The following is a 16747-nucleotide window of genomic DNA, read 5'->3' on the forward strand; positions in this document are numbered from 1 at the left end:
CGCTAATGTCACCTATTGTAGTCATGCTAATAGGTAGCATGAGTGATTCAGGCGACCTTTTTTCGCATTTATGGGCTACGGTATTACCAGAGTATATCCAAAATACCATTATACTTGGCGTGTTGGTCGCATTGCTTTCATTTTGTTTTGGTGTGCCCGCTGCAGCGCTTATTAGTCAAACTAATATCGTCATGGCTAAGCAGTTAAGGTGGCTATTAATGCTACCGCTGGCGATGCCGGCTTACTTAGTTGCTTATCTATATACTGATTTATTTGATTATGCTGGACCTGTGCAACGTGTATTGCGTGCATGGTTTAATTGGCAATCCCCCAATGATTATTACTTTTTTGACATTAGAACCATAGGTGGCGCGGCAATTGTCATTTCATTGGTGATGTTTCCTTATGTCTACATGCTGACACGTACCGCTTTTGAGCAGCAAGACAGAAACCTGTTCAGAGCAAGTCGCTTATTAGGTTGCACCGAACGACAAAGCTTTTATCAGATAGCGTTACCATTAGCACGACCCGCTATTGCCGTGTCACTAATGTTAGTGATCATGGAAACACTCGCCGATTTTGCTACCGTACAATACTTTGCTGTAAATACCTTAACGACGGCTATTTATGATACCTGGTTAGGTTATGGTGATTTTGGCGCGGCGAACGCCTTAGCTAGTGTACTGATGTTATTTATTTTATTTATTGTGGTTGCCGAACAAAGAGCTAGAGCAGGGCAACGTCATCAATCAAGTCGACCAAATACAGAGCATCAGCTAAAGCAGCTGACTTTTGGACAACAAATACTGGCCAGTATTTTTTGTTGGTTCTTGGTGATTGCTGGGTTTTTATTGCCGTTAACGTTACTCATTATTATGGCAATAGATTATGCTGATTATCATCAGTTGATTGCGTTAATTGCTACCGGTAAAAATAGTATTGAAATTGCGGTTTATAGTGCGACTATAGCCACTTTAATTGCACTGACGCTGGCTTTATTTCAACGATTACATCAAAGTCGCGGCCGCATGATACCCGTGCAAATTTCTGGCTTTGGTTATGCTATTCCCGGTACGGTACTTGCCATGGCTATGTTAGCTACTTTTGGTCCTTTAGATCATCTCATTAACGACATTGCCAAAGCGCTAAGTTTTCAAGCGCCGGGGTTAATTCTATCGGGTACGGTCTTCGCCATTATTTTTGCATTTGTAGTACGTTTTTCTGCTATAGCTAATGGCACGATAAACGCAGGCATTAGCCAAATACCTAAATCGCTTGATCTCGCGCCTGGCAGTTTAGGCGTAAAAACTTTACCGGCTATTTTTCGGGTACATCTACCGTTATTAAAATCATCAATTTTGGTTGCTTGGCTGTTAGTGTTTGTTGAAGCAATGAAAGAGTTACCTGCTGTGTTATTATTACGCCCGTTTAATTTTGAAACCTTAAGTACGCAGATATATCAGCTAATTTCCGACGAACGCCTAGAACAAGGGGCGTTAGGTGCTATCTTGATTGTTTTGTTTGGTTTATTACCCATTATTTTTCTTAACCGCCAGAAGGACAGCGAGTGAAGCCACTTATTAATATTGAAAATTTAGCGGTCGAATTACAATCTAAAAGCATCCTCTCTAACGTTAATTTATCACTGGGAAAAGGTGAGATTTTAGGGCTTGTTGGCCCTAGTGGATGCGGCAAAACTACGTTGCTCAACACGTTGGCGGGTTTTATTGCACAAAGTACTGGCACCATTGAAATTAACACTAGCCATAAACCGTCAATACAAGTAACTATCGATAATATGTTGCCAGCAGAGCAGCGTAATATTGGTATGATATTTCAAGATTACGCATTATTCCCACACTTAAACGTTAATGAAAATATTTGCTTTGGGCTTAAAAACCTCACCAAGCTAGAGCAAAAATCGCGTTGTGAGGAATTATTAACCTTGCTTGAGTTATCAGCATTTGGGCAACGATACCCGCATCAACTATCTGGTGGCCAACAACAACGTGTTGCAATTGCAAGAGCGTTAGCGCCACAGCCCAGTTTACTGCTACTTGATGAACCATTTTCAAATATTGACGCGAGATTGCGTAATGAGTTAATGATTGAAATAAGGCAGCTATTAAAACGCTTAGGTATGACCGCTATTTTCGTTACTCACAATAAAGACGAAGTGTTTACATTTGCAGATAAAATTGCCGTTATGCATCAGGGGCAAGTATTGCAAATGGGATCGCCTGCCAGTGTTTGTCAGCATCCCAATAGTTGGCAAGTTGCTGACTTTTTACAACTGGGCAGCTGGCTACCGGTTACTTTACTTGAAAATGAGCACTCTGCATCAGTATCTACACTTATTGGAGATATTGAATCTGAAAATATTTTACAACAAACAACAAATAATACGGCTAATAAAGCACTGAGTTATCAGTTATTAATAAAGCCTAATCATGTCGAGTTATGTCAGCAGCAGAAACCTAATGTCGTTATTGAACACGTGAGTGTGACAGAACAAGGTTTTCACTATTTATTGCGCAGCACTGAACAAAATGTTGCATTATCCTTTACTCAGTTAAGTTATTATAGCCAAGAGCTTCACAGATTAGGTGATGGATTATCGGTGCGATTAAAAGCCGATAACTTTCATTTATATGCGGTTGAAAATAGCCACTTATAGGGTGATTTTATTACCACTGTCGCTGATCTGTGACAGTAAAATAGTATTTTTAGCCAAAAATTATTAATTTTTCGGGCCAAGTTGGGCAACCGATCCACAAAAGCCCACAAATTCATTCACTTCCCTAAAAGCCTTTATTTTCTAGGCACTCAGCGCGTTCAAATTACAAAACTTTGCTTGACATAAGTTGACTTTACTCACTAAACTGTATCATTGTGGTAAAAAGTGGGAATTAGTGGATCAAAGGTGATCCCAAACTAATAAAGTGGATTATGTACAGAGGCACTAGCGCTATAACGCTCGACAGCAAAAATAGAATCACGATACCTACAAGGTACCGCGAGGAGCTGTTTGCCGATTGCCAAGGAAAAATGGTTTGTACTGTTGATATTCAACATCCGTGTTTATTGTTATACCCGCTTCCTGAATGGGAAGAAATAGAATTAAAGCTTTGTGGCTTATCAAGTATGAACCCACAAGAGCGACTGTTACAACAAGTGCTATTAGGCAATGCCTCAGATTGTGAAATTGATAAAAGCGGTCGTTTATTAATTAATGGCCCACTGCGACAACATGCTGGCTTAGAAAAAGGCTTGATGCTTGTTGGACAGTTAAGAAAGTTTGAAATCTGGAGCGAAAATGCATGGCAAGATCAAATGCAGCAAGGTATTGCTAAAATTCAGTCAGGTGAAATAGAGCTCACTGACCGACTTCTTGATTTGTCGCTATGATAAATCAAACCACGAAAATAATGAAAATTATAGGGTGTCGATAAACTCATAATGCAACACGATAATGCACATATTTCAGTACTACTTGCCGAGTCGATTACAGGACTTGCGATTAAACCAGATGGTATTTATATCGACTGTACTTTCGGTCGTGGCGGGCATTCAGGGTTAATTCTTGAAAACTTAGGACCTAAAGGTCGTTTGATTGCGATAGATCGTGATCCATCAGCGATAGCCGCTGCAGAAAAGTATGCTAACGATGAACGTTTTATTATTGAACATCATGGTTTTGCTGATTTAGAAATGATTGTAGAAAAACATCAGCTAGTTGAAAAAATAGATGGTGTTTTATTGGATCTAGGCGTGTCATCTCCGCAACTAGATGAAGCAGAACGTGGCTTTAGTTTTATGAAAGACGGCCCGCTTGATATGCGTATGGATACATCACGTGGCCAAACAGCCGCTGAATGGCTAGCCGTTGCCGATGTTGAAGACATTACGTGGGTGCTTCGAACTTTTGGTGAAGAAAAACATGCATGGCGCATTGCCAATGCGATTGTCGACGAGCGCGAAGTTACCGCGTTGACACGCACCGGGCAATTAGCGCAACTCATTAAGAAAACAGCGCCACAAAGAGAAATTAAAAAGCATCCTGCAACGAGAAGCTTTCAAGCAATTCGTATGTATATCAACAGTGAATTAGAGCAAATTGAGCAAGTGTTGGCTGCGTCCTTGTCAGTATTAGCAACAGATGGCCGTTTGGTTGTGATTAGCTTTCATTCGCTTGAAGATCGCTTAGTGAAGCAGTTTATGAAAAAGCATTCACAAGGTAAAAAAGTACCTCGTGGTATGCCAATCAGTGAAGCAGAATTAAACAAAGGTAAAAACTTGAGCTTAATTGGCCGCAAGTTAAAACCAACGAAAGATGAAGTGGAAGAAAATGTGCGTTCTCGTAGCTCAGTACTTAGAGTTGCTCAGAGACTAGTACGCTAACTTTGGCGCATTAGTATGGCAAACCAAAAAGTTGTGTTAACGCTTGATATTTGGCATGACATTCGCCGTCATTTTTTGGTTTATGGCATTTTATTATTGGTATTGATTTCTGCGTTTTCGGTGATTTATTTCACCCACTTAAATAGGCTTACTACCAGTAAAATTGAAATATTATTAACTGAGCGTGACGCTTTAGAAAATGAGTGGCGCAACTTGGTTCTAGAGCAAAATAGTTTGGCAGAACATAGCGCGATTGAAAGTAGCGCAGAGAAGCAACTGAATATGACCAGACCAGACGCAAGCTCGGAAATTATAATTAAATTACCATGATTTATTAGCACGGGTAGGCAATGAAAAAACCAGCACAATATAATCCAAACACGGTAGCATGGCGTTTTTACGTTGTGTTAGGCGCTGTTGTGCTGATTTACGCAGGTTTGATGGCTCGTACTGCTTACATTCAAGTATTTGAACCCGACATGCTGAAAAAGCAAGGCGACAATCGCTCGCTTCGTACCAATACAAAAACAGTGCAACGCGGTTCTATTGTTGACCGTAATGGTCATGAACTGGCGATCAGTGTGCCTGTGGAAACCGTTTGGGCTGATCCTAAAATTATTTTTGACACAAATGCGTTATCGATGACTGAACATTGGCAGGCTCTGGCTGATGTATTAGGTCAAGACGTGAATAAGTTAAAAGTTCGCGTGACGAAAAACCCTCGAAAACGCTTTGTTTATATCGAGCGTAAAGTAGCGCCAGCAATGGCAAACTATATTCAAGAGTTAAAAATTCCGGGTATTCATTTACGTAAAGAATCTAAACGTTTTTACCCCGCAGGTGAAATAAGCGCGCATATTGTTGGCTTTACTAATGTTGATGATAAAGGTATTGAAGGCGTAGAACGCGTTTATGACCAACTGTTGACCGGTGAAGATGGCGAGAAAAAGTATCGTAAAGATGCCAAAGGCCGCAAGATTGAAATTTTATCAGTTAAAGCGTCTACCCAACCTAAAACAATTACCTTAAGTATCGACCAACGTATTCAAGCTCTTGCTTATCGTGAATTAAAAGGCGCGGTTAAAGCATTTAAAGCCACATCAGGCTCTGCTGTTGTTACCAATGTAAATACTGGCGAAGTTTTAGCGCTTGTTAATAGTCCATCATACAATCCAAATAATCGTTCAGGTGTGGCAATTCATCGTTTTCGTAACCGTGCGATTACCGATATTTATGAGCCAGGTTCGACCATGAAGCCGTTAACAGTTTTAACCGCTTTGGAATTTGGTAGCGTAAAAAAAGACAGTATTGTTGATACCTACCCAGGTTGGATGCGTTTAGGAGGGAGTCGTGTTTCTGATCCTCGCTATCTTGGTAAAATCACTTTAGCAGAATTATTGGTGCACTCATCTAATATGGGTACCACTAAATTGGCATTATCGGTGCCAAAAGATTATTTAATTGATAAGTTTTTTGACGCGGGATTTTCTGAAGATACAGGCACTGGGCTGGTAGGTGAAAGCTCTGGCATGATGCACGATAGAGCACGGTGGTCAAAGTTTGAATTGGCTACGCTATCTTGGGGGCATGGTGTCGCAATTACGCCAATTCAACTGGCACGTTTTTATACAACATTAGCGAATGGTGGCATTAAAACACCGTTAACTATTTTAAAACAAGACAAAGAATCATTAGCGCAGCAAAAGCATGAACGTATTTTTTCAGCTGAAAATAGTCAAAATGTGGTTGAAATGTTAGAGCAAGTGGTTAATGAACATTATACCGTAGCGAAAGTTGACGGTTATCGTGTTGGTGGAAAAAGTGGTACGGCAATTAAAGCGTTTGCCGGTGGATATGGCAATGATTATGTAGGCTTATTTGCTGGAGTCGCCCCTATTTCAGATCCTGAAATTGCCGTGGTTGTGGTTATTGATGACCCTGGCGGTGATTTATATCACGGTGGTGAAGTTGCCGCGCCGGTGTTTTCTCGAATTATGAAGGGCACGCTGCGGCTGCTCAATGTCCCGCCTGATGCGAACACGCGAGTGACCTCTGTAAAAGCAGAGAAAAAAATTGAAAGTGTACCTAAGGAGCGTGACCATGTTTGATCACGCTTTAACCGTTTCTACTGCACCGACAAATTTTGCCGCCATTGAAGCGGTTTTAAGCTTTGGTGAAATTACGCTTGCGGCTAATGATTTAAGGCAATTAGCAACACAGTTTTCTCAAAACTTTAACTCAACTAGAGCTAATTTAGTTAACGACACGAGGGCGTTAACGTCGGGCGATGTTTTTTGCGCGGTTATTGGCAGTTTACGTGACGGCCGTGAATATACGGTACAAGCGTTATCGGCGAATTGTGCAATGATATTACAAGAAACAACTGAGTCGTCCGAACATGGAAAATTGACATGGCTTGGACAAGCCTCAGGTCAAGAAACGCCAGTATTAAGTTATTTCCAGCTGAATGATAATTTGTTCAATGTTGCAAAAGTATTTTATGGCGAACCGCAAAAATTGTTAAATATTATCGGTATTACCGGTACTAATGGTAAAACCAGCACGAGCCAAATTATTGCGAACTTACTCGATAGTTGTCAGAAAAACTGTGCAGTTATTGGCACCAATGGCGCGGGTAAGTTGGCACAATTACATACGATTGAAAACACCACGCCGGGCGCAACTGAGTTGCATCAATTGTTGGCGTTATTTGCCGACAATAAAATTACCGATGTTGCTATGGAAGTATCTTCGCATGCTTTAGCGCAAAAACGTGTTAATGCAACCTTATTTAATACCGCCGTTTTTACAAATTTGAGTCGTGACCATTTAGATTATCATCAAACCATGGCCGCTTATGCTGAAGCAAAAAAAGCTATATTTACTGGCGATAATAAGCAAGTAGCGGTGATCAATGGCGACGACGCGCAAGCACAAAAATGGTTAGAAAATTGGCCAAGTACTCAAGCTATTGTTGTTTATGGACGAAACGCCAATGTTGCTAGTTATCAGCGCTTCGCACAAGCACTAGATGTTAAACATTATCCTCAAGGTGTTTGTTTCCAGCTGGTTACTGACCAAGGCAAATGTGAAATTAACAGCCAATTATTAGGTGACTTTAACGTTGAGAACTTGCTTGCTGCTATTGCCGTGTTAATGGTCGAAAAAATAGCCCTTGCGACAATTGCTAAAGCGATTACTCAGCTTGTGCCCATTATTGGTCGCATGGAGTCATTTTCCTTACAAGGTAAACCTACAGCCGTAGTTGATTACGCGCATACCCCAGATGCATTAGCCAGCGCTTTAGATGCTTGCCGATTACATTGCCAAGGTAAGTTATGGTTAGTATTTGGTTGCGGTGGTGACAGAGATACAGGCAAAAGAGCGTTAATGGCTAAAGTTGCCGAAAGCAAAGCAGATTGCATGATCATTACCAATGACAACCCGCGCAGCGAAGACCCTGAAGCCATAGCTGCAGATATTATTGCAGGGTTAGATAAAAATACACGTTTTGAAAAAATACTAGATAGAGCAACGGCAGTATCCACGGCTTTACAACAAGCGGATGCCAATGATGTTGTGCTTTGCGCTGGAAAAGGCCATGAAGATTACATTATTTTTGATAATGAAAAACGCCATTATGACGAACGTGCAGTAGTTAAAGCATTCTACTCTTCAGAAAAAGAGGTAACGGTATGATTGCGTTAACCTTAACTGAACTGTCACAAGTGATAAATGGTGAACTTATAGGTGAAGACTTAACAATTCATGCCATAAGTACGGATAGTCGTGCATTAAAACCTGGTGATGTTTTCTTAGCATTGCAAGGGCCAAACTTTGACGGACACAAATTCTTAAGCCAAGCAAGTACATTGGGCTGTAGCGCGGTAATCGTTCAAAAAGCGCAAGCAGATCTTACTATTGCACAAGTTGTGGTTAAAGACACTAACATAGCACTGGGTGAAATTGCAGCTTATGTAAAAGCAAAAGTTGCGCCGAAAACGGTTGCTATAACCGGTAGTAGTGGCAAAACCACCGTAAAAGAGATGGTGGCGGCAATTTTAAGTCATTTAGGTAATGTGCTTGCGACGAAAGGTAACTTTAATAACGATATTGGTGTGCCGTTAACACTATTACGTTTAGAAGATAAACATGATTTTGCTGTCGTAGAGTTAGGTGCAAATCATTTGGGTGAAATTGCATATACCTCCGCATTGGTTAAACCCGATGTAGCCATCATTAATAATATTGCCGCAGCGCATTTAGAGGGGTTTGGCGATTTATGTGGTGTGGCTCGCGCTAAAGGTGAAATTTTTTCTGGCTTAAATACCGGTGGCGTTGCCATTTATAATCAAGACACTCAATGGGCAGATAAATGGCTGTGGCGCTTAGCTGACAAAAAAGTCCTGAAATTTTCCTGTAAAGATGTCGCTGACTGTTACAGTCATCAAGAGACTTTAGACGAAAACGGTTGTGCAAATTTCACTTTAACAACACCAGTAGGCAGTACTTCAATTGCGTTGACCGTGCCTGGTCATCATAACGTTTGCAATGCTGTTGCGGCAGCAACTATCGCATTAGAATTTGGTGCTAGTTTAGAAGATATTCGCTTAGGTTTAGCAAAAATGGCTGAAGTTAAAGGACGTCTAAATTTACATCAACTTAATAAGCAAACTAAATTAATTGACGATACTTACAATGCTAACGTCGAATCAATTAATGCTGCATCTGATTTATTAGCCAGTTACCCAGGGCGTAGAATCCTTATTCTTGGTGATATGGGCGAACTAGGCTCAGAAGCACGCCGATATCATCAAGAGGTTGGCGAGCATGCAAAAGACAAGCAAATTGACGATTTGTTGACCTTAGGCGTGCTAAGTCAAAATGCATCTGATGCTTTTTATCAAGGGCAGCAAAAACAAGCTCAACATTTTAGTAGTAGAGAGAATTTATTGTCACGTTTACAACAGTTACTTCAAGATGAAAAACAACAAGTGACTATTTTAGTAAAAGGTTCGCGCAGTGCTCATATGGAATACGTAGTAGCTGATATTATTCAATGGCATAACAGTCAGACTATGCAGGAGCAGGCATAATGTTACTTTGGTTAGGTGAGTATCTCACTCAGTATTATTCATTTTTTAATGTCTTTTCGTATTTAACATTTCGAGCCATTATTTCAACTCTTACTGCGTTGATTATCTCGTTATATTTTGGCCCTAAATTGATCCGAGCATTACAAAATATGCAAATAGGTCAAACGGTTCGCGATGATGGTCCAGAAAGCCATTTAGTTAAATCGGGAACACCTACCATGGGTGGGCTATTAATATTAGCGTCTATCGTAGTCAGCGTTTTATTGTGGGCCGATCTAACTAACACCTATGTTTGGGTGGTGTTATTTGTAATAGCTAGTTTTGGCTTGATTGGATTTGTTGATGATTACCGTAAAGTTATTCGCAAAGACTCTAATGGCTTAATTGCCCGCTGGAAATATTTCTGGCAAACGGTTATTGGTTTAGCTACGGCAATATTCTTATATCAATTTGCCCAAAGCCCTGAAGAAACAACGTTACTCATTCCATTTGTGAAAAATGTTTTACCGCAGTTAGGCTTGCTTTATATCGGTTTAGTGTATTTCGTTATTGTCGGTACAAGTAACGCGGTTAACTTAACCGATGGTCTTGATGGCTTAGCTATTGTACCAACCATTATGGTAGCAGGCGCTTTCGCGGTATTTGCTTACATGACAGGCCATGCAAACTTTTCTGAATACTTACATATTCCACACATTGCCTTAGCCAGTGAGCTGGTGGTGGTATGTACGGCAATTGTTGGTGCAGGCTTAGGATTTTTGTGGTTTAACACATACCCTGCGCAAGTTTTCATGGGGGATGTTGGCTCACTTGCTTTAGGTGCTGCATTGGGTGTTATTGCTGTATTGGTGAGACAAGAATTAGTGTTATTTATTATGGGTGGTGTATTTGTTATTGAAACGCTATCGGTAATTTTACAAGTGGGTTCATACAAATTGCGTGGTCAGCGCATATTCCGTATGGCGCCTATTCATCATCATTACGAATTAAAAGGCTGGCCAGAGCCAAGAGTGATTGTTCGCTTTTGGATAATTTCTTTAGTGTTAGTTTTGATTGGCTTAGCCACTCTGAAATTAAGGTAAATATAAACGCGTGAATAAACATTTGCATCAGTCGGTAACGACACAATTAGCAAATAAGCGAATCGTGATCTTAGGTATAGGGATCACAGGATTGTCGTGCGCGCGTTTTTTACATCGTCATCAAATTTCATTTGCCGTAAACGATAGTCGAGCAATGCCTATTTCGCCCGGTGACTTTAAACATCAATTTGCAGATAATACTTTGGTACTTGGGCAGTGGGACTCTGCATTGATCGCCCAAGCAGAAGTGTTAATTGTCAGTCCAGGTATTGATATTTCAGTGCCTGAAATTAGCCATGCTATTGCAAAAAATTGTGATGTTATTGGCGATATAGAACTATTTTGTCGCTTAAGTGATACGAAAATTATTGCCGTTACTGGCTCAAACGGTAAATCTACCGTGGTTTCAATGCTAAATTATGTTGGTAACGCACTAGGCTATCATGTGCAGTTGGGTGGAAATATTGGCTTGCCAGTGCTTGATCAAATAGATGAAGTAGCCGCTGATTTTATGGTGTTAGAACTGTCAAGCTTTCAGCTTGAAACAGTTAAAAGCATGAAAGCCTTAGCAGCGACCATATTAAATATCAGCGATGATCATTTAGATCGCCATAAAACCATAGAAAATTATGCTACGATTAAGCAAAAAATTTATCAAAACGCACGTTATGCAATTTTTAATCGTGACGATGAATCAACTAAACCCAATGAAAGTTTTACTAACACTGAACAGTTAAGCTTTGGCTGTGATTCAGCACAAAATGCAAATTTTGGTTTAGCTGATATTGATGGTGTTGTGCACTTAATGGACGGTGAAACAGCGTTATGTTCATTAACAGAGTTACCATTACAAGGTATTCACAATGCGGTTAATTATCTAGCGGTATTGGCTTTAGGAAAATGTGCGGGCTGGAATGTCGCTGCGATGCTAGCAAGCTTAATAACCTTTAAAGGCCTTGCACATCGTTGCGAAGTAATTGAAACAACCGATGGCATTTGTTGGGTAAACGACTCAAAAGCCACTAATGTTGGTGCAACACTTGCCGCTATTGAAGGGCTATCACCGACATTAAAAAACAATAAACTGATTTTGATTGCTGGCGGTGATGGCAAAGGTGCTGATTTTTCTCCGCTAACACAAGCGCTGACACAACACGTTGATTACTTGATCACATTAGGTAAAGACGGACGCGCTATTGCTTCATTACGATTACCAAATCAAGCCAGTACAACGACCCATGTTGAGACCTTATCAGCAGCAGTTTCGCTGGCTAAAAATCAGGCTAACGCAGGCGATATGGTTTTATTATCACCAGCTTGTGCCAGTTTAGATATGTTTTCAAATTATGTTGAACGCGGTGTTGTATTTATAAAGTCGGTGCTAACGCAAAAGGAGCCTGTGTAATGTCGGTTTCTTTTGCAAACTTGTCACAGTGGACAATGCCAACCTGGCTACAAGTTGAGTCTCGCTCGGTTGCCACCTTTGATCGCAGCTATGTATTACTTGCACTTAGTATGTACATGATAGGTTTAATTATGGTGGCAAGTTCTTCAATGCCAATTGCCGAGCGATTATTTGAAAACCCATTCCATTTCATCGTCAGACATATGATTTATATCGTATTAAGTTTAGGAGTTGCAGGCCTAACGTTACAAATTCCAATGCAGCGCTGGCATCAATTTAGCAGTAATTTATTGATATTGGGCATTGTTTTACTGGTTGTTGTTTTAGTCGTTGGCCGAAATGTTAATGGCTCTACACGCTGGATCGCCATTGGACCGATAACGATACAGGCGGCAGAGCCAGCAAAGTTGTTTTTCTTTTGCTATTTATCTGCCTACCTAGTGAGAAGACGTGATGAAGTCATGGAAAACGTTAAAGGTTTTGCCAAACCATTAATCGTTTTTGGAGCGTTAAGTGGTTTGTTATTAATGCAACCAGATTTAGGCACCATTATCGTGATGTTTGTCACCACCTTTGGCTTATTGTTTCTAGCCGGTGCTAAGTTATGGCAATTTATAGCTATTTCAGGTGTAGGGGTCACATTATTATCAATGCTAGCGTATTTCTCTCCGTATCGCTGGGCCAGGGTGACGGGCTTTCTTGACCCATGGAAAGACCCTTTTGGCAGCGGTTATCAGTTAACACAATCGTTAATGGCTTATGGTCGCGGTGAAACATTTGGTCAAGGCCTTGGCAATAGTGTACAAAAATTAGAATATCTCCCTGAAGCACATACCGATTTTGTTATGGCTGTGCTTGCAGAAGAATTTGGCTTTATCGGCATAAGCGTTATTTTAATCTTAAGCATGAGCTTGGTTTTTAAGGCTTTATTATTAGGTAGAAAAGCCGTTAATCAAGAGAAGTATTTTGAAGGTTTTTTTGCTTACGCAATTGGTATTTGGTTTTGTTTTCAAGCAGCGGTAAATATAGGCGCTAGTGCAGGCATAGTACCGACCAAAGGTTTGACCATGCCACTAATAAGTTATGGTGGTAGTTCCATGATCATTATGACTATGGCGGTCGCCGTTTTAATCCGTATAGATCACGAAATAAGATTACAAAGTATTCAAGCAACCAGTCGCGCTACTGGTACTCATAAAAGCACTAAGAAGAAATCAAGTAAAGTGAAGAAAACTAAAATTATCGAGGGCGGCAATGACTGAACAAGTAAGTCATGAAGTTAAACGCCCAACACTGCTCGTAATGGCAGGTGGAACCGGCGGACACATATTCCCAGGCATTGCTGTTGCAGATGCACTGGTAAAACAAGGTTGGAATATCCATTGGCTGGGCACGGCTCAGCGAATGGAAGCCGATTTGGTGCCTAAAAATGGCTATCCAATTTCATTTATAAACATGGCAGGCGTGCGTAATAAAAACTGGCAAACATGGTTGAAAACACCGTTTAAAATTATGCAGTCTGTTATGCAGTCTATCCAGATTTTACGCAAAGTTAAGCCAGATGTTGTGTTAGGAATGGGAGGCTACGCAAGTGCTCCAGGTGGAGTAGCTGCTTGGCTACTAGGAATTCCGTTGGTATTGCATGAACAAAATGCCGTTGCAGGTATGAGTAACCGTTTTCTTTCGTATTTAGCAACGACAACCTTAAGTGCGTTTCCGGGAGCTTTTAGTAAAAGAGTGACTTCTAAAGTCGTTGGCAACCCATTACGTAGCGATATTATTGCCATAAAAAATGTTGTTCCTGCACAGCCTGCTACCAGTAAAAAAGTGTTAGTTGTTGGCGGAAGTTTAGGGGCAAAGATACTGAATGATGTAGTGCCGCAAGCGATGAATCAAATCAAGGTGCAAAGTATTGATGTTTGGCATCAAACAGGCGGCGGTAATGAACAAGCCGTACTAAAAAGTTATCAAGATTACGGATTACCTGAAGAAAAGGTCAAGGTAACAGAATTTATTGAAGATATGGCAGCAGCTTATGAATGGGCCGATGTTGTTATTTGTCGAGCAGGTGCACTTACTGTGTCGGAATTAGCCATGGCAGCAAAACCGGCAATATTTGTACCTTTGCCACATGCGGTTGATGATCATCAAACTAAAAACGCTATGTATTTAGTTAATTGTGGCGCGGCAAAGTTAATTCCACAAAAAGAGTTTAATGGCACCACACTAGGGCAAACGCTAAATAGCCTGTTTATATCAGATAAAGTAGTGCAGCAAATGTCTAAAGCTGCACACAACGCTGCCCATGCTGATGCAACGAATCTCGTTTCATCGGCTTGTATTGAAGTAGCAAAAATATGAGTAAATTAATGACAGCACAAAATGACAAAAATACTGTATCAAACCTGAGCAATAACAGGGTGCCAGAAATGCGCCGTGTGAAAACCATCCACTTTGTTGGTATTGGTGGCGCGGGTATGGGTGGTATTGCTGAAGTATTGTTAAATGAAGGTTATCAAATTACTGGCTCTGATATTGGAGAAAACCAAGTCGTTAAACGACTAATGGCTTTAGGTGCAAAGGTAACTATAGGCCATCACGCTGATAATGTTTCTGGCGCCAGTGTTATTGTGGTTTCAACCGCTATTGATAGTGAAAATCCTGAACTGACTGCAGCATACGAGCAACGTATCCCTGTTGTTCGAAGAGCTGAAATGTTAGCCGAGTTAATGCGTTTTCGTCATGGTATTGCCATTGCCGGTACACATGGTAAAACCACCACTACAAGCTTAATTGCCAGTATTTTTGCACAAGCAAATTTAGATCCTACTTTTGTTATTGGCGGTTTACTAAATAGTGCTGGAACGAATGCTCGTTTAGGTAGTAGCCGTTATTTAATTGCTGAAGCAGATGAAAGCGATGCGTCATTCTTACATTTACAACCTATGGTTTCAGTGATCACAAACATTGACGAAGATCATATGGAAACGTATGAAGGTGATTTTGAAAAACTTAAAGATACCTACATCGAGTTTTTACATAACTTACCTTTTTATGGTTTAGCCGTGGTTTGCTTAGATAACCCAGTCGTGCGAGAAATTTTACCGCGTATTAGTCGCCAAGTTATTACCTATGGCTTTTGCGAAGATGCAGACGTAAGGGCAACACAATACCAACAATCAGCCGGTATGAGTTCATTTGTTGTTGAACGTAAAGACAGTGCTCCTTTAGCTATAAGTGTTAACTTGCCCGGCGAGCATAATGTATTAAATGCCTTAGCAGGTGTTGCAGTAGCTATTGATGAAGGTGTTGCCGACATTGCTATTCAACAAGCTCTACAAGGTTTTGCAGGCATAGGCAGACGTTTCGAAAAATTAGCAACGTTGCAAACCGAGCAAGGCGAAATGATGCTAATTGATGATTACGGTCATCATCCAACAGAAGTGAAAGCAACCATATCTGCAATGCGTAACGGCTGGCCTGAAAAAAGATTGATCATGGTATTTCAACCTCATAGATATTCGCGCACCCGTGATTTATATGAAGACTTTGTGGAAGTGCTATCTGAAGTTGATTGCTTATTTTTACTTGATGTTTACGCTGCAGGCGAAGCGCCAATTGCCAATGCCGACAGTAAAAGTTTAGCGCGTAGTATTCGTTTACGTGGCCAAATAGAACCTATTTATGTTAGCGACAGTGATAAATTAGCCGAACTAATCTCTGCTCAATTGCAAGATGGCGACATGGTTATTACACAAGGTGCCGGAAATATTGGTGCAATTGCGCGTAGTTTAGCTGCAGATGAAAAGTTGACGGTGACAAACTCATGAAACCTTTAATGGAACAAAAGTTAGCCGTACTTTATGGCGGTACATCAGCAGAGAGAGCTGTGTCTCTAAATTCAGGTGTCGCGGTTGCTAAAGGCTTAGAGGCTGCTGGTTTTAAAGTACAGCTTATTGATACTCAAGACTACTGTTTAAGCGATCTTGTAAAGCTTGATATTGATCGAGTTTTTATTGCCTTGCATGGCCGAGGTGGTGAAGACGGCTGTGTACAAGGTGCATTGCAATATATGAATATTCCCTACACAGGTTCTGATGTGTTGGGCTCTGCATTATCGATGGATAAAATTCGCAGTAAGCAAGTATTTCAAGCGTTGAACTTACCTACCGCGGCTTTTGCTATTGTCGATAAAGCGCAATATCAAATGGCAGATGCAGAAAAAATTCTGCAACAGCTAGGTAACATGGTTATGGTGAAGCCAGCTAATGAAGGCTCCAGCATAGGAATGTCTAAGGCAAATAATGCCGAAGAATTGCATCAAGCGCTGATTGCCGCGTTTAACTATGACCACCAAATATTAGTAGAAGCTTGGGTTCAAGGTCCTGAATACACGATTGCGATTTTAGGCCAAACGGCTTTACCTGTAATTCATATGGAAACGCCAAACGATTTTTATGATTACGATGCGAAATATAAATCTAATACTACGCAATATCACTGTCCTTGCTCACTTTCAAATGAGGACGAAGTTGAACTTCAATCGATAGCATTAAAGGCGTTCAACGCCACGGGTGCAAAAGGTTGGGGACGTGTTGATGTCATGCGAGATAGCCAAGGACAATGGCAGATACTAGAAGTAAATACTGTACCAGGTATGACAGAAACGTCATTAGTGCCTAAAGCTGCAAAAGTATTTGGTTTAAGTTTTAGTGAGTTAGTAACAAAAATTGTAGAAATAAGCGCGGAAGGTAGCGCGTAAG

General features: G+C 40.8%; 14 protein-coding genes. All 14 read left to right on the forward strand.

Annotation, left to right across the window (positions count from 1 at the left end; genetic code table 11):
* Positions 1-38: 38 nt before the first annotated feature.
* The 14 genes from H4J50_RS00315 to H4J50_RS00380 all read left to right on the forward strand — a co-directional run bounded on the left by H4J50_RS00315 (position 39) and on the right by H4J50_RS00380 (position 16746).
* Positions 39-1571: an iron ABC transporter permease gene (locus H4J50_RS00315; RefSeq protein WP_259366123.1), complete on the forward strand. Its 1533-nt coding sequence runs from the start codon at positions 39-41 to the stop codon at positions 1569-1571.
* Positions 1568-2677, forward strand: a complete 1110-nt coding sequence (locus H4J50_RS00320; protein WP_182253756.1) for an ABC transporter ATP-binding protein — start codon at positions 1568-1570, stop codon at positions 2675-2677. Before H4J50_RS00315 ends, H4J50_RS00320 begins: the two co-directional genes overlap by 4 nt.
* A gap of 272 nt (positions 2678-2949) precedes the next feature.
* Positions 2950-3408, forward strand: a complete 459-nt coding sequence (gene mraZ / locus H4J50_RS00325) for a division/cell wall cluster transcriptional repressor MraZ (protein ID WP_108457269.1) — start codon at positions 2950-2952, stop codon at positions 3406-3408.
* Between the two features lie 51 nt (positions 3409-3459).
* Positions 3460-4401, forward strand: coding sequence for a 16S rRNA (cytosine(1402)-N(4))-methyltransferase RsmH (gene rsmH / locus H4J50_RS00330; protein ID WP_108457268.1), 942 nt, complete (start codon positions 3460-3462; stop codon positions 4399-4401).
* Between the two features lie 15 nt (positions 4402-4416).
* Positions 4417-4731, forward strand: coding sequence for a cell division protein FtsL (ftsL, locus tag H4J50_RS00335; RefSeq protein ID WP_182253758.1), 315 nt, complete (start codon positions 4417-4419; stop codon positions 4729-4731).
* 20 nt (positions 4732-4751) lie between these two features.
* Entirely contained in the window at positions 4752-6509 is a 1758-nt protein-coding gene (locus H4J50_RS00340) for a penicillin-binding protein 2 (protein WP_182253760.1), read from the forward strand.
* Complete coding sequence (locus tag H4J50_RS00345; RefSeq protein ID WP_182253762.1) at positions 6502-8100, forward strand: UDP-N-acetylmuramoyl-L-alanyl-D-glutamate--2,6-diaminopimelate ligase; 1599 nt, start codon at positions 6502-6504, stop codon at positions 8098-8100. The genes H4J50_RS00340 and H4J50_RS00345 overlap by 8 nt, the downstream gene beginning before the upstream one ends.
* Positions 8097-9497, forward strand: a complete 1401-nt coding sequence (gene murF, locus H4J50_RS00350) for a UDP-N-acetylmuramoyl-tripeptide--D-alanyl-D-alanine ligase (RefSeq protein ID WP_182253764.1) — start codon at positions 8097-8099, stop codon at positions 9495-9497. The genes H4J50_RS00345 and murF overlap by 4 nt, the downstream gene beginning before the upstream one ends.
* On the forward strand, positions 9497-10579 hold the full coding sequence (gene mraY / locus H4J50_RS00355) for a phospho-N-acetylmuramoyl-pentapeptide-transferase (protein ID WP_182253766.1): 1083 nt from the start codon (positions 9497-9499) through the stop codon (positions 10577-10579). The genes murF and mraY overlap by 1 nt, the downstream gene beginning before the upstream one ends.
* A gap of 10 nt (positions 10580-10589) precedes the next feature.
* Complete coding sequence (gene murD, locus H4J50_RS00360; RefSeq protein ID WP_310733236.1) at positions 10590-11984, forward strand: UDP-N-acetylmuramoyl-L-alanine--D-glutamate ligase; 1395 nt, start codon at positions 10590-10592, stop codon at positions 11982-11984.
* 35 nt (positions 11985-12019) lie between these two features.
* On the forward strand, positions 12020-13246 hold the full coding sequence (gene ftsW, locus H4J50_RS00365; protein ID WP_239059217.1) for a cell division protein FtsW: 1227 nt from the start codon (positions 12020-12022) through the stop codon (positions 13244-13246).
* Positions 13239-14345 (forward strand): undecaprenyldiphospho-muramoylpentapeptide beta-N-acetylglucosaminyltransferase, encoded by a 1107-nt coding sequence (murG, locus tag H4J50_RS00370; protein WP_108457261.1) that lies wholly within the window; start codon positions 13239-13241, stop codon positions 14343-14345. The genes ftsW and murG overlap by 8 nt, the downstream gene beginning before the upstream one ends.
* A gap of 8 nt (positions 14346-14353) precedes the next feature.
* Positions 14354-15814, forward strand: a complete 1461-nt coding sequence (gene murC, locus H4J50_RS00375) for a UDP-N-acetylmuramate--L-alanine ligase (protein ID WP_182253794.1) — start codon at positions 14354-14356, stop codon at positions 15812-15814.
* Positions 15811-16746, forward strand: coding sequence for a D-alanine--D-alanine ligase (locus H4J50_RS00380; RefSeq protein WP_310733238.1), 936 nt, complete (start codon positions 15811-15813; stop codon positions 16744-16746). The genes murC and H4J50_RS00380 overlap by 4 nt, the downstream gene beginning before the upstream one ends.
* Position 16747: the final 1 nt, after the last annotated feature.

Origin of the sequence: Colwellia sp. 6M3 (assembly GCF_014077595.1) — a bacterium.
Lineage (GTDB): Bacteria > Pseudomonadota > Gammaproteobacteria > Enterobacterales > Alteromonadaceae > Cognaticolwellia.

Bases quoted from the DNA above. Each gene is read 5' to 3' on its own strand.
- H4J50_RS00315 (WP_259366123.1), top strand. From the start codon at position 39: ATGAGTGATTCAGGCGACCTTTTTTCGCATTTATGGGCTACGGTATTA.
- mraZ (WP_108457269.1), top strand. From the start codon at position 2,950: ATGTACAGAGGCACTAGCGCTATAACGCTCGACAGCAAAAATAGAATC.
- rsmH (WP_108457268.1), top strand. From the start codon at position 3,460: ATGCAACACGATAATGCACATATTTCAGTACTACTTGCCGAGTCGATT.
- ftsL (WP_182253758.1), top strand. From the start codon at position 4,417: ATGGCAAACCAAAAAGTTGTGTTAACGCTTGATATTTGGCATGACATT.
- H4J50_RS00340 (WP_182253760.1), top strand. From the start codon at position 4,752: ATGAAAAAACCAGCACAATATAATCCAAACACGGTAGCATGGCGTTTT.
- H4J50_RS00345 (WP_182253762.1), top strand. From the start codon at position 6,502: ATGTTTGATCACGCTTTAACCGTTTCTACTGCACCGACAAATTTTGCC.
- murF (WP_182253764.1), top strand. From the start codon at position 8,097: ATGATTGCGTTAACCTTAACTGAACTGTCACAAGTGATAAATGGTGAA.
- mraY (WP_182253766.1), top strand. From the start codon at position 9,497: ATGTTACTTTGGTTAGGTGAGTATCTCACTCAGTATTATTCATTTTTT.
- ftsW (WP_239059217.1), top strand. From the start codon at position 12,020: ATGCCAACCTGGCTACAAGTTGAGTCTCGCTCGGTTGCCACCTTTGAT.
- murG (WP_108457261.1), top strand. From the start codon at position 13,239: ATGACTGAACAAGTAAGTCATGAAGTTAAACGCCCAACACTGCTCGTA.
- murC (WP_182253794.1), top strand. From the start codon at position 14,354: ATGACAGCACAAAATGACAAAAATACTGTATCAAACCTGAGCAATAAC.
- H4J50_RS00380 (WP_310733238.1), top strand. From the start codon at position 15,811: ATGAAACCTTTAATGGAACAAAAGTTAGCCGTACTTTATGGCGGTACA.